Origin of the sequence: Enterococcus sp. AZ084 (assembly GCF_051714905.1) — a bacterium.
GTDB classification, from domain to species: domain Bacteria; phylum Bacillota; class Bacilli; order Lactobacillales; family Enterococcaceae; genus Enterococcus_B; species Enterococcus_B pernyi.
In genome coordinates this window covers 1,707,270-1,721,182 of record NZ_JBIOSS010000001.1, presented here as the reverse complement: position 1 = coordinate 1,721,182, position 13,913 = coordinate 1,707,270, and the positions used below count along the sequence as shown (strand labels likewise).

Below are 13,913 nucleotides of genomic sequence, written 5' to 3'. Positions count from 1 at the left end.
TCTTGACTCATTGTATGTTCAAAGAATGAAATCGACAGATGAAAAATAGGGGTGGACGTTATGAAATTACTATTCCTGATGTTATTGCTTCTTTTTTGTGGCTGTACGGTAGAAAATCAACCGTCTTTGAAAGATCTATATCCTAATCAAGAGGCTGAAACAACCTATCATGAGATGGTCGATTATTTTAATTTACATGTCACATATTATAAAGAACACTGGCAATACGGTGACCAACAAACGAAGGAAGAATATAGCTACATCACTGAAAACTTAAACAAAAATGGACACTTTCAACGATCTAGTGTAGAACAAAATCAAGAAAACAAGGTCTACTATCGTGGTTTTATTGATGGAGATTTGATTACGGAATCGATTCTAGATGAATCAACCAATGCGTTTCAATTCAATGAGCGCTTTTTATTGCATACCGGAACCTTTATGGGGAATCTATTGAAAAATCAAGAGGGTTGTACCATCTTGAAGAGTCAGCGTCAGGACCACAAGGAGAAGATTGAGTTGAGTTTTGATTTCAAGATCGATGAATCACTCTATCTAAAGATGTTTTTTACAATTGGAGAATCAGGTTTCTTAAAAGAAATAAAAACTCGTTATTTCGATCGACAAGATGCGTTAGCTACCAATCAATTTATTTACTATGAAGATGTTCAAATCAACAGTATCAATGAAAAAAAAGAATTACCTGTGGAACAAATTCGACAAGAAATCATCTTTGCAGATGAGTCATATCACACATTAATGAAAGAACTAACGGATACGAATGAGCTGACGTTAGTCGCTTTTGATGAATTTGTGACACAAAAAGAGTATCCGATTGGATCGAATATTTACACACAGTTATGGATGATGGCTGAAGGCGATTCAAAGGAAAAATTGCTGCTGCTTCTTGAACAGTTAGGTGCAACAATCGATGAATTTAATATGCTTCAATTAAATGAATTCCGTCGATTTGACGAGTTTATAGCCCCGCATAGTTTCTTTTTGCACTATATCGCAGAGTTGGTACAAGAAGCCTTCCCTAATGGGTTACTTAAAGCTTATGAAGAAGGAGAACATTCCTTTGTTCGATCTGTCCATCAACTAAGGATGTACCTAGATAAACTAAATTTGTCGTATGTCCGTAATCATTTTAAAAAAAATGGAATGACCGACGAGGAGGCATTAGCGGAATATGGGAAACGATGGGGAGTGGAACAGCAGTATTCTCCCGCTCGATTTCACAATAAATATCCCAAAAACAAAACATTCAAAGAAAGTATCATCGGCAGAGAAAACCGAAAAATATTGGTTAATAGAGGCTTTCACTCTGAATTTATCTTGAATCCTGAAGGGAACTTTGTGAGTAGCTGGAATGTATTAAAAATGGAAAATGGTCGAGTAGATAGTAACCCGGCACACTATTCATTTCATTTCGACTTGCGAAAAGAATTACTTGATGGAGAATCGTTTAATTATGCCAGCAAAAATGATCGATTACATAAACTTTTAGATAGTTCCCCCTCAAAAAAACTTGATCATCAGGTTCGTCAACAAGCAAAAAAAGGTTGGATCAGCGCGAGTATCACAGAATACTTCCATCGGCACCCTAATATTTCGCCGATGATTCTTGGATTGTTACTCTTTTTGGCGTTTCATTTTTTTGTTCTTTTTTGTCATAGACAAAGAAAAAGAACAATAAACAAAAAAGTCAGATGAAAGGAGAGAGAACCTTCTATGCAGACGAGAACATATAAACAGATCGATGTCTTTGTTTTAGTGCTTGTGGTGACCATTTTAAGTGTTTATCTTATACGTAACCACAAGGAAGATTTATTTCAAGTGTTTCGCTGTCTTAATCTATTTTGAAAGACTCTCACACTTCGTTTTAGTTCGATTCTTTTCCTTCCTTGGTTGGCATCCATAGTCTAGTAGCTTCATTTGTGAATAGCCGCAAGTCTTAGACTTAGGGAAAAATTTTAGACGTTTCTCTCTAAGTCTACAGCAAAAATCGAGTAGTTCCTGGATACTATGCTATGAATGACTTGAAGCCCGTTCAATCAAGTGTAGTTTCAAATCTTTCCACTCCTCACGGGTCGGTATTTGGGCAATTTGAATCACTTCACAGGCCATTTTCTCCGTAAGATCATAGTTGCTGACGATGAGACAAGCTTCTAACTCGTCGATCTTTGTTTGTTTAATCGGTTGATCAAAAAGAAAAAGAGGGTGATACGTTTCAGGTAGCCACTTTTGGATCATAGCCATTAAAAAATTATCGTAGCCAGCATCTCCATGAAAAGTAAAGACGATTGTTTGCTTTTTCCTTCTTTGGATTTGCTGATAGGAGGATTGGATCATACTTAAAGATAGTGCAACGTCTTTTATGCAGGTCATTGGTAGGATCTCTTGCCATTTGAGTTGCTGCAATCGGTCTTGCCAGGAGTGATAGAGTAATTCAAAGGATGGATCGACTAAATGATCAATCGATAATGGGTGATTCTCAAAACCATCAGTGATTTTATTAAGCAAGCGTAGATTAGCTAAGTAAGCACTCATTTGCTCAATACCTTCCTTTGTTGTACCGTCAATCAGCGCTTCGTCGAGTAAAAATTGCTTGATCCATTTTTTGGCTGGTGCTTCTTCTTGGTAATGGGTCGCTTTATGCGATCTTGTCTCTTGATAGTTCGATGAGCTATAGGAAATACAGTGTAAAGCAATCAAATAAGCCCAAACTAGTTCATTTACAGCCAGCTGTTGAATCCCAAGAATTTCTCTCAGAAAAGGAGTGATTTTTTTTGAGAACCTTTTGAAGCTTTTTCTAGACTGGATCATACTCAATGTTTCTGAGGGGATTTCACCTTGTTTACGACGCAACCATCTTTCTTTTAAGATGGACAACCATAACGTGGCGCGAAAATTACTAATATGTAAATGAGACTGAAATACTTGCTCTAGTTCAGCGAACATGACTTTGTATGTCTCCTGAGAGAATAGATAGGAATGATCTGTAATGATCGTTCGTCGAAAACTCGTATAAAAGTTAAAAAAGAAAAAACGAATCTCGTTTTCTTTTCCAACAAGATCACCATTTTTGGGAGAGAGTTGGATTCGGTAGTTTTTTAGCTCATTGTTCATGTGTTGAATGATTTTGCGTAAAGCCGAACTAGACAAATGATACTCCAAGCGCATGGCTTCGAAGGATTGTTGATTTCCCTTAAGGCTACGGTCAATGATTTTATAAGTAATCGTTTCTCTAACAAGAGATAAAAGATAGGTATCCAGTGTTTCCCCATCGGGTATTTTTAAGCGGTAACCGATCATTTTGATTGATTGCAATTGAATCGATGGTGGTAATTTGGCACGCAATGCTTGAATATCTGAACGCAGAGTGGGAGGTGTACAGCCTATTTCTTGAACTAGTTCTGTGATCGAAGTGATGTCATTTCGTTTTCTCAAATAAGTAAGAATCTTGATTTGGCGATGTAATTGTTTATTTTCATGTAGTTTGAAAAAAGGTTCCATTAATTGCTCCTTTCGTTTGGGTGACTCTTATTCGATTGTTTTATTTTATCTTTCTTATTTTGGAAATACAAATCGATTCTCAAATATTTTTTTCAAAAAAAAAAAATAAAAAATTTTCTTTCACAGATTACGTTAGAATTTAGTTGGATGTTTTTTTATCTTTCTATAATTTGAGGAGTTGAATAAGGAATGGACCACAGAAAAATAGTAAAAGTGACAGCTTCAATGTTATTACTTATGAACGCATCCCAACAGAGTATCACGACATTTGCTGATCATTTAGACAGTGGACAAATGACAGAAGAGCTAGTCAATTCGACCATCGAAGAACCAACAGAGAACAGCCTGATGGAAACAGCAGAAAACGAAGCGATGGATGAACAGCAAACAAGCGAAACGCCAGAATCCCCAGCAACTGCTCCATCAGAAGTGCCGACAGAACCCACCACAGAAACAACTCCAGATGGAAATGCTGAGCTAGAGCAATCTACTGTCGATTCGACAGTTCCCACCACTGTGGAACAAGAAGTGACAGATGTTTCAAGTGAACCAGTTATTCCAGATCCAAATGCCAAGACTGAATGTTTTGAGATACAAGGAACAGAAGATCAATTAGCATCTGGTGTGTTTGGTAGCAGTCCTTGGCGGATCGACCAGGAAGGTGTATTGTACATAGATGCAGGGACATTAGGAGAAACAACATCAGCGGCTCGTGCACCTTGGTTTCCTCACCGTTCACTCATCAAAAAAGTCGTTCTTACTGGACCTGTGGTAGCAAATACTGACTCATTAGGACTATTTTTTGATATGAATCAGCTGACGACGATCGAGAATTTATCCAATCTAGATACAAGTCAAGTCACGAATATGGATTATTTCTTTGCATGGTGCCAGCAGCTGACCTCATTGGATCTTACAGCTTTTGATACCCAAAATGTTCGTTCGATGAACTATATGTTCAATGGGGTGTCTTCTGTTAGCACGCTCGATCTAAGCAACTTCAATACAGCGAATGTCACTGAAATGAGTCATATATTTTATGGGATGAGCGGATTGACTTCATTAGATTTATCCAGTTTTAACACGATGAACGTGTCGAACATGAGCTACATGTTTTATGATTGCTCTGCTTTGACGACACTGGATGTAACTGGTTTTCAAACAGCCAACGTGACAAATTTCAGTCATATGTTCCGCGGTTGTTCCGGATTGTCTCAACTGGATCTTTCTAGTTTTGTAACGAGTCAAGCAACAGAAATGTCCTTCATGTTCCATGGCTGTTCGGGATTACAAGCGTTAGATGTGACACATTTTGATACGAGCAACGTTATGTACATGCATTATATGTTCCATGGCTGTTCCGGTTTGTCAGAACTTGATGTTAGCCGCTTTGATACGACAAACGTGACTTCCATGTACTATATGTTTTTCGGTTGTTCCGGTCTGACAGCGTTAGATGTTACGAACTTTTCAACAACTAACGTGACAACAATGAGTTTTATGTTTGCAGAATGTCTCAATTTAAAAGCAATCGATGTCAGTGGTTTTGATACGGAGAATATGCGATTTATGCGAGGAATGTTTAGAAACTGCAAAAAGATCACTGAATTGGATCTATCTCATTTTAAAACTGGCAAGGTGCAATTGCAGCAAGAGATGTTTGCTGGTACAACCTCTTTATCCAAAATTTCTTTAGGTATCCAGTTCTATTCTTTAACTGATACCAATATTCCTGAGTTGCTCGCTACAGAAGAGCATACGGGGTATTGGCAAAATGTGGGATCTGGCACAGAAGATGTCCCACTTGGTGAATATGTATTAAGCTCCTCTTCACTGATGACGACTTATCAAAACAGCATGGCGGATACTTATGTGTGGCAACCAATTGCTAGTGAGTCGATCCGCGCAATTGATTCAACGATCTATGTTGGTGATAGTTGGGAACCAATCGACAATTTTGTCTTAGCGACCGATCCAAATGGAGAATCAATTCCTTTTGATGAAAGTATGGTCAGTGGTACAGTGGATACGACGACAGCAGGAGTCTATCCAGTGACTTATACCAATGGATCTGCGAGTCAACAGATCAATGTGACTGTCGAAGAAAGTCAAGAATCCCTTCAAGTCATCGATTCGACGATCATTGTAGGTGATGCTTGGACACCAAGTGATAATTTTGTTTCCGCTACTGATCAAACGGGTGAAGCTGTTGTCTTTGATGAAAATATGGTCAGCGGCGAAGTCGATACGACACAGGTAGGCGAGTACAAGATCACCTATACTTTTGGGAGACTCAGTCGTGAAATCACAGTGACCGTCATTGCTAGTCAAGAAGCGATCAAGGCGACCGATTCAAGAATCCACACAGGGGATGTTTGGCATCCAAGCGATAATTTTATCTCAGCGACCAATAGAACAGGTGACACTTTGCCATTTGATGAAAGTATGGTGTCAGGCACCGTTGACACCGGACGAACAGGAAACTTCATCATTACTTATACGAATGGAGAAGCTTCTCAAAAAATCACAGTGACCGTGGTTGAAAATAGAGAAACGATCCAAGCAAAAAATGGCAGCATTTATGTCGGTGATAAGTGGGCGCCAAGTGATCAGTTTGTATCTGCTACAAACAAAGATGGGGAAATGATCGTTTTTGATGAAAGCATGGTCAGTGGTACGGTAGATACAACTAAAGCTGGCGATTATCCGTTGACTTATACCAACGGTCGAGCAACAGAAGAAGTTATGGTGGTTGTAAAAGAAAACGGAGAAACGATTGTAACAAAGGATCTTCAATTATATATCGGTGATACGTGGGACCCAAGCGATGGCTTTGTCTCCGCAACAAATCGCGAAGGGTTCACTCTCGCATTTGACCAGAATATGGTGTCAGGCGATGTTGATACCAACAAAGAAGGAACCTATACGATCACTTACACGAATGGTTCAGTTTCAGAAACAAGTCAAGTGACAGTGAGTAAACGAGGGACTGCCGGAGGAAATGCCAACGCAGGCGGAGGGAATACTCAGCAAAAGAAAACAGTCAATACCCCTGCGACACAACAAAAACAAGCCCAAGAAAATGCAGCAAAAAATTTACCAAAAACTGGTGAGATCCGATCTAGTGCAACCGTTCTTGGTTTTGCTCTTGTTGGAGGAGCAATCGGAACCTATATCTACAAGAAAAAGAAAAATCGTAAAGATTGAATCTTTAAAATCAAAAAGCCAACTTAGTTTCGGAGTGATCCTAGACTAAGTTGGTTTTTTTGTGCCTCAACTATTTTGAAATTGGCTATTGTATAAGCTTGCATAAAGTGTTGGTTGTTGCAATAGCTCTGTATGCGTTCCTGTTTCAATGATGTCTCCGTTTTGCATCACTACGATCATATCCGCATGTTCAATCGTTGACAGACGATGGGCAATCACAAAGCTGGTCCGGTTTTTAGTTAAAGCATCCATCGCTTCTTGGATCAAGGCTTCCGTACGTGTATCGACACTTGACGTTGCTTCATCTAAAATGACGACTGCAGGATTAGCTAAAATGACTCGTGCAATCGTTAAGAGCTGTTGTTGCCCTTGAGATATCGACCCATTTTCGCTTGAGATAATGGTGTCATAACCTTGTGGCAGCGTACGGATAAAATGATCACATTGAGCAATTTTAGCTGCTTGAATGATTTCATCTCTGGTTGCCTCTTTTTTGCCGTAAGCAATATTTTCTGCAACAGTACCTTCGAATAACCAAGTATTTTGTAGTACCATGCCAAATAGATTCCGTAATTCATGGCGCGGCAAATCAGTGATATCATGACCATCGAATAAAATCTGTCCGTCATTGATTTCATAAAAGCGCATCAAAAGATTCACAAGGGTTGTTTTTCCGGCGCCAGTTGGACCTACGATAGCAACTGTTTGTTTTGGTTTGACTGAGAAGTTAACATCCTTCATCAACGGTTTTTCTGGTGTATAACCAAAGCGCACATGTTTGAATTCAATAGCTCCTTGTGGTGTGATGATGGGATTTTCTACTGCCTGATCAATGGTTTCTTCTGGCTCATCCATGATCTCAAAGATTCGTTCGATGGACGCCATGGCTGATTGTACGGAATTGATGACATATGAAGCAGTGGAGATTGGTTCTGATATTTGATTGATATACTGCAAATACGCTTGTAAGAAACCAATCGTGATCCCACCAGATAAAACGGCTATTGCCCCAATGACCGCACTTGCGATAAACGCTAATTGATTGATCAAACGAATCGCTGGATAGATCGCAAAATTCATGAACTGCGCTTTTTTGAAAGCTTGCGATTGTTTTTCATTTGCTTTCTTGACTTCATCAATCGCTAATGCTTGTTGGTTGAAGGCCTTGATCACCAAATTCCCAGTTAGATATTCTTCTGCTTTATTATTCAAATCTCCCAGCTCTTCTTGGTTATGATCAGAAATTTGTTTATTCTTGTTTGCGAATTTTGTTGTGACAGTTGTGCTGATCATAATCAAAATAAGAACAAGTAAAGTCAATTTGATATCGATGTAAAACAACATGATACCAGCTAACAGGATCGTTACAAGAGAGGTGAAAAGTTGATTGATCCCTGTGAGCAATACTTGTGATAGCTGATTTAAACCTGTAGTTGTCCGACTGATGATATCACCAACTTGATGACGGTCATAGAAAGCCATTGGAAGAGCTTTGAATTTTTTTGTAACTTCTTTACGGACACGTAAGGTCACTCGTTCACTTAATGAAGCCATCGCTCGTTCTTGAATAAAGGAAGTGATACTACTTAGTAAGGAGAAGAGTATCAACAGAATCACTGGTAAAAGCAATGTTTCTCTTACATCTGTTACTGTCATATGATTAAGTCCAACCTCTTTGATCCGCCCGAGTAGTTGATCGATCCCGATACCCATGATTAGTGGCATAGCAACGACTAATGTATTACCGACCAAGCTGCAAAGTAACGAACCATAGAAGATTTTATGTTCAGGCTGGATCATTCGCCAGAAACGTTTCAAGCTTTGTTTTTTTATCGTTGTTTTAGTCATTTCCATCGACTCCCTCCTTCAACATACCTTGTGATTTCGCAAATTCCTGATACGAGCGATTGGTTTTCAATAGCGCTTCATGCGTGCCTTGTCCGACGATCCGTCCTTCATCTAAAACGATAATATTATCAGCGTTTATGATGGTACTTAGACGTTGTGCAATGATAATCAGTGTTTTATCTGCCATTTCACGTTGCAACGCCCCACGTAACTTAGCATCGGTTCGATAGTCCAATGCAGAGAAACTATCGTCAAAGACATAGATTTCAGCAGATTTGACTAACGCTCTAGCAATACACATCCTTTGCTTTTGGCCGCCAGAATAATTATCTCCGCCTTGAGCCACAAAGCTGTCCAATTGATCCGGTAGGTTTTCTAATACTTCATCCAATTGTGCGATGCGAATTGCTTTGGTTAGTTCTTCATCTGTCGCATGTTCGTTCCCCATCAATAGATTACTGCGAATCGTTCCACTAAATAAAAATGCTTTTTGGGGAACATAACTAATATAGCTTCGAAGCGTTTCTTGGTTCATTTCTGTGATTGGGGTGCCTGCGAATTTGATTTGCCCATTTGAAACATCGTTTAGACGTAGCAGTAATTTTGCAATCGTGCTTTTTCCTGAACCTGTTCCACCAACAATGGCTGTCGTTTTTCCTTTTGGTACAATAAAATCAATATCTTCCAATACAGGATCGGCGTTTTCGTTGTAGCGAAACGTCACATGTTCGAAGGATAAGAAAGTATCATCGACTGAATCGAAGGATAAAGTTTCTGGTTGGTCGGGATCTTTGATTTCGATTTCAGCTTGTAATACTTCTTCGATTCGTTTAAGACAAGAGATTGATTTTGGTACGATAACAAAAACCATTGCGGCAATCATCAAATAGGCAAGTGTCAACATCGAATATTCCACAATGGCAGTTACTGTACCGATTTGTAAGCTACCATTAGCCACCAAACCGCCACCAAACCACAAAATGGATGCATAAACGATACCCATGAGTAAAAAGGCGATCGGTGTGACCCAAGCAAAGATTCGATTGACTCGGATCATCTGTTGCGCGTAATTTTCAAAGGTTTCATTTGTTCTTTTTTCTTCATAATCTTGATTGTTGAAGGCACGGATCATATTGACACCTGTAAAGAATTCACGCAACGTTGTCGTGACACGATCCATCTTCGGTTGAATACTCAAAGATAAAGGGGTTCCTTTTTTCATCAAATAATACGTGATCAGCGCATAGATGAAGATCGAGCCTAACGTAATCAATGTCAACTTGACGGAATGCTCCAACATCATCAGAATCGTAAATAATGAAATAATTGGTGCAGGGATGATCATCTGACAGAACATGACGATCATTTGTTGGACGTTATCTACGTCATTGGTCATCCTAGTCAATAGTGAACCGGTATTAAATTGATCGACATCTTTCATCGACAATTGTTGAAATTTATTGAAAAAACTTGCTCGTGTCTGATAGCCAAATCGTGCGGCTAACAAAGCAGAACAGTAGCTTGAGGCAACTGCGGCAAAAGAGCCTAATAGAGCAACAAGTAACATTTGAATTCCAATTTGTTGGATTTGTTTCACTTCGCCACTTGCAATCCCTGTGTCTATGAGATCAGCTACTAACTTTGGCACACCAAGGGTTCCTAGCAGTTGTAAACAGATAAATAAAAGAGTAAGTAAAGCAATTCCTTTATTGTTTTTTATCGATATTTTTAATAGTTTCATGATGTTTCCTCCTTTTCCCGACAAATACGCATTCTACACCTTAAAGTTACTTGAAGGTCAAGAAGAAAAAGCATAAACTATCATTGAGGTGAAAGGTATGAAACGATTGTATTCGATTGGGGAAGTATCGGAGTTATTGGATATCCCTCGATCAACCATTCGATATTGGGATGCAGAAGGATTGATCCATGCAGCAAGAGAAGAGGAAAACGGGTATCGGTTGTTTGATATCGATGCTATTTTTCAAGTATATGACATCAATTTTTATCGAAAACTCGATATTCCCATGAAGCAAATGAAAAATCTATATAGTAAATCGTTAAATGAGATGTACGACATTTTAGCTGAAACGGAACAGCGTTTGGATCATGAGAAAAAAATCTTAGAACAAAAACATAAAGAAGTATTATCAAGAAAAAAACAGTTGAAAGAAATGATCGATAGTGAACCAGATAAATTTCCTGAAGAAGAAATTCCCTTTCAAAAAATCGTCGTGGCAGCATCTGATGACCTCTTATATTCAAAGGAATATCTAAAAAATTATTCAAGTTTCGTGATTTATTTTCCAGAAAATAATCAGAACAGTATTTATGGGTTCTGTACGGACGAGCACACGAAAGAACTCCCAGGTTCACAGACGATCTGGCAGAATGATCCTGCGAAAAAGTACGTGCGATTTCTACTAAAAGTCGAAGTGAACAACACAAAAAATAATAATCTATCTGAAGTAAAAGACAGGTTGCAAAAGCAAGGCTATCGATTAGGACAAACGATTGGTCAATACTTGTTGACCCATACGACAAAGGAAAAGATTTCCTTTGAATATTACCGAGCTTGGATCGAAGTGAGTGAGGGGAAGTAGGATTAGTTGACATTCGGAAGTAAACATGGGATAGTAATTGACAATATCAAAGCGTAGAAGAGAAGAGTAACTAACGGTCAACGGTAAAAAGAGACTCCGGTGGGTGAAAAAGGAGACCAGAAACCTTAGTGAAGATGAACTTGGAGCTTGTTTTACTAGTAAATGAGTAAAACCGGACTGCGACCGTTAACTCGCCGGATATCTGATGGTATCGTTGAGGCATTATTTGTGAGGATAATGCAAATAAGGGTGGTAACACGACGCATTCGTCCCTTTTGTCAAGACTTGGCAAAAGGGATGAGTGTTTTTTGTTTTCATCAGGTCTTTATCTACTACGCAATCTAAGGAGGAATTTTTTTATGACTACTCGTTCAACATCCCCATTTCGTTATGACATCGTCGGGAGCTTTTTGCGCCCAGAAAAGTTAAAAAAAGCACGAAAAGCATATAACGAATCGCTTATTTCTGCTACTGATTTGAAAGAGATAGAAGATGAAACCATTATCGATCTGATCAAAAAACAAGAAGCTGCTGGCTTACATGCGGTGACAGATGGTGAGTTTCGTCGGAGTTGGTGGCATTTGGACTTTTTCTTTGGTTTACAAGGTATCGAGTTTTTTGTACCTGAGCGTGGTTATCAGTTTCACGGAGAAGAGACACGTCCAGGAACGGTGATTGTAACAGAAAAAATCACAGGAGAGAGCCATCCTTTTGTGGACCATTTTCGGTTTACACGTACCCATACGACCGAGGGCATCGAAGTAAAGCAAACCATTCCAGCCCCAGCTCAACTGTTAGTAGAGTTGTTACGTCCAGACATTTTGCCTCATGTTCGTGCCATCTATCCGACAAACGAAGAACTTTTTCAAGATATCGTAACAGCTTATCGGCAAGTGATCGCGGATTTATATGAAGCAGGCGCCAGAACGATCCAATTGGATGATTGTACGTGGGGCGTATTAGTAGCACCTTTACCAGAAGGATTTTTAGCAGAGAGTGATAAAGAGGAAAGCGAGATTCGCAAAGAGTTGGCGCAGACCTATTTACAAATCAATAATGCGGTTCTTGGAAATCAACCACAAGATTTGATTTTGAATACCCATGTCTGTCGAGGGAATTACCACTCCACCTGGGCAGCAGCTGGCGGGTATGATGCTGTAGCTGAGCCATTATTTACGGAAGAAAATGTTCATGCCTATTATTTAGAATATGATAACGATCGTTCAGGCGGTTTTGAACCACTTGCGAAAGTTAGTGAAGAAAAACTCGTAGTATTAGGACTGATAACCTCAAAATCCGGCGAACTTGAAGATCGTCAAACAATCATCGAGCGAATTTATGAAGCTACTCGTTACATCCCTTTAGATCGATTATGTTTAAGCCCGCAATGCGGGTTCGCCTCCACCGAAGAAGGGAATATCTTGACAGAAGAAGCGCAATGGCAGAAAATTGCGTTGATCAAGAGTATTGCAGAAGAGGTCTGGAATTAAGTAAACGCCGATAAACCAAGTATTCAGAAAAACCGTTAAGAACAACTCAGTTGTGTTCATAGCGGTTTTTTTGCTGAAAAAAATCAATTCTTGGAGCTGATATTCAACACTAAGCTAAAAAATCGAAAAATATGAGAAGCTATTTTCCGATTTTCTATCTTACTGCTCAGGTCAGAGCGCTCATTTCACGACCTCTTGGCACAAAGCTTTCTCTTACCACTAATCGGGTGGGGTAGGTCAAAATAATGGGTTCGTCGCGGATTTGGTCGATTCTTTCGACGGCTAAGCGTACGGCGGCTTTACCGATGGATTTGGCATTGATTTGGACGGTGGTCAATCCAGGAGTTAGTTTACTGGCTGCTTCAATGTTGTCGAAGCTGGCGATCATGATGTCTTTACCGATGGCCAAATGGTGTTTTTTCATTGTGCGATAGACGCCGATTGCCATTGGATCGCTTCCTACAAGGAGTGCGGTTGGAAGTGGATCAGAGCTTTGGATCAGCTCTTCAGCTAATCGTTCACCGTCTTCTTCGGTCCAATTTCCCAGATAGTGCGTACTGTAATCTTGTAACTGGTGATCGGACATGAAATGCAAATAGGCACGGATGCGTTTTTCATCTGGATTGATCGTCTTGCCTCCTCGTTCATCCATATCGACTTGGTAGCCACCGATATAGGCGATCCGTTGATGCCCACTCTCTAGAAACAACTCTAAAACAGCTTTGGTCATTCGCTCCAAATCTCCATAAACCATATCGACTTCTTGTTGGATATCAGGATTATCAACAACGATCAAATGCTGATTTTGTGCCAATAGATCAGTGATCGACTGCTTCGTCACTGTTCCAACTACGATGATCGCTCCTAGTTGATCTAAGTCTTTCCATTCCTTAGGATTGTCAGAGAGATTGTAGATGCGATTCATACCAATATGCAGGCGGTTTGCTTCTTCTTCTAATCCCATACGTAATTCTTTGTAATAGACATCTTGTGCTTCACTTGCCTTACTGATCGTCGAGATCACACCGATCGATGGCATTCGTTTTTTGATATATTTTCGTTTATTGATATCATAGTTCAATTTTTCTGCAACTTTAAAAATCCGTTTCTTTGTTTCTGGTGCGACATGGATTGTCTTATCTTGATTCAATACGCGTGAAACAGTTGCAGGAGAGACATTCGCTTTTCGAGCGACATCACGAATCCCTACCATAAAATCACTCCTTTAAGAAATATAAAAAAAGTT

Annotated in this window: 8 protein-coding genes and 1 other annotated feature; of the genes, 4 read left to right on the top strand and 4 right to left on the bottom strand. The window is 39.5% G+C overall.

The features are described from left to right. Window positions 1-60: 60 nt before the first annotated feature. Window positions 61-1,716 carry a DUF3114 domain-containing protein gene (locus IGI79_RS07900; protein ID WP_438845820.1) on the top strand — a complete coding sequence of 552 codons (1,656 nt, stop codon included), beginning with the start codon at window positions 61-63 and terminating at the stop codon, window positions 1,714-1,716. A gap of 315 nt (window positions 1,717-2,031) precedes the next feature. Here IGI79_RS07900 and IGI79_RS07895 read toward each other — a convergent pair whose 3' ends face one another. Further along, the gene (locus IGI79_RS07895) at window positions 2,032-3,519 is read right to left on the bottom strand and encodes a helix-turn-helix domain-containing protein (RefSeq protein WP_438845819.1); all 1,488 of its coding nucleotides are present in this window, start codon (window positions 3,517-3,519) and stop codon (window positions 2,032-2,034) included. Between the two features lie 189 nt (window positions 3,520-3,708). Between IGI79_RS07895 and IGI79_RS07890 the strand changes: the two genes are divergently transcribed. After that, a complete protein-coding gene (locus tag IGI79_RS07890; RefSeq protein ID WP_104776867.1) occupies window positions 3,709-6,726 on the top strand; it encodes a bacterial Ig-like domain-containing protein in 3,018 nt (1,005 codons plus the stop codon). A 66-nt stretch (window positions 6,727-6,792) separates the two neighbouring features. On the opposite strand, the gene IGI79_RS07885 is transcribed toward IGI79_RS07890, so the two are convergent. Both IGI79_RS07885 and IGI79_RS07880 read right to left on the bottom strand, forming a co-directional pair. Next, window positions 6,793-8,580 carry an ABC transporter ATP-binding protein gene (locus IGI79_RS07885; protein WP_438845818.1) on the bottom strand — a complete coding sequence of 596 codons (1,788 nt, stop codon included), beginning with the start codon at window positions 8,578-8,580 and terminating at the stop codon, window positions 6,793-6,795. Beyond that, a complete protein-coding gene (locus tag IGI79_RS07880; protein ID WP_065096871.1) occupies window positions 8,567-10,315 on the bottom strand; it encodes an ABC transporter ATP-binding protein in 1,749 nt (582 codons plus the stop codon). Before IGI79_RS07880 ends, IGI79_RS07885 begins: the two co-directional genes overlap by 14 nt. A 97-nt stretch (window positions 10,316-10,412) precedes the next feature. Here IGI79_RS07880 and IGI79_RS07875 point away from each other — a divergent pair, with 97 nt between their 5' ends. Together IGI79_RS07875 and IGI79_RS07870 are read left to right on the top strand one after the other, a co-directional pair. Beyond that, the gene (locus IGI79_RS07875) at window positions 10,413-11,177 is read left to right on the top strand and encodes a MerR family transcriptional regulator (protein ID WP_019723377.1); all 765 of its coding nucleotides are present in this window, start codon (window positions 10,413-10,415) and stop codon (window positions 11,175-11,177) included. Window positions 11,178-11,222: 45 nt separating this feature from the next. Next, window positions 11,223-11,454: a binding site (T-box leader), on the top strand. 82 nt (window positions 11,455-11,536) lie between these two features. Continuing rightward, complete coding sequence (locus tag IGI79_RS07870) at window positions 11,537-12,667, top strand: 5-methyltetrahydropteroyltriglutamate--homocysteine S-methyltransferase (protein WP_065096872.1); 1,131 nt, start codon at window positions 11,537-11,539, stop codon at window positions 12,665-12,667. A 166-nt stretch (window positions 12,668-12,833) separates the two neighbouring features. Here IGI79_RS07870 and IGI79_RS07865 read toward each other — a convergent pair whose 3' ends face one another. Next, window positions 12,834-13,880: a LacI family DNA-binding transcriptional regulator gene (locus tag IGI79_RS07865; RefSeq protein ID WP_207463623.1), complete on the bottom strand. Its 1,047-nt coding sequence runs from the start codon at window positions 13,878-13,880 to the stop codon at window positions 12,834-12,836. Between the last annotated feature and the right edge of the window lie 33 nt (window positions 13,881-13,913).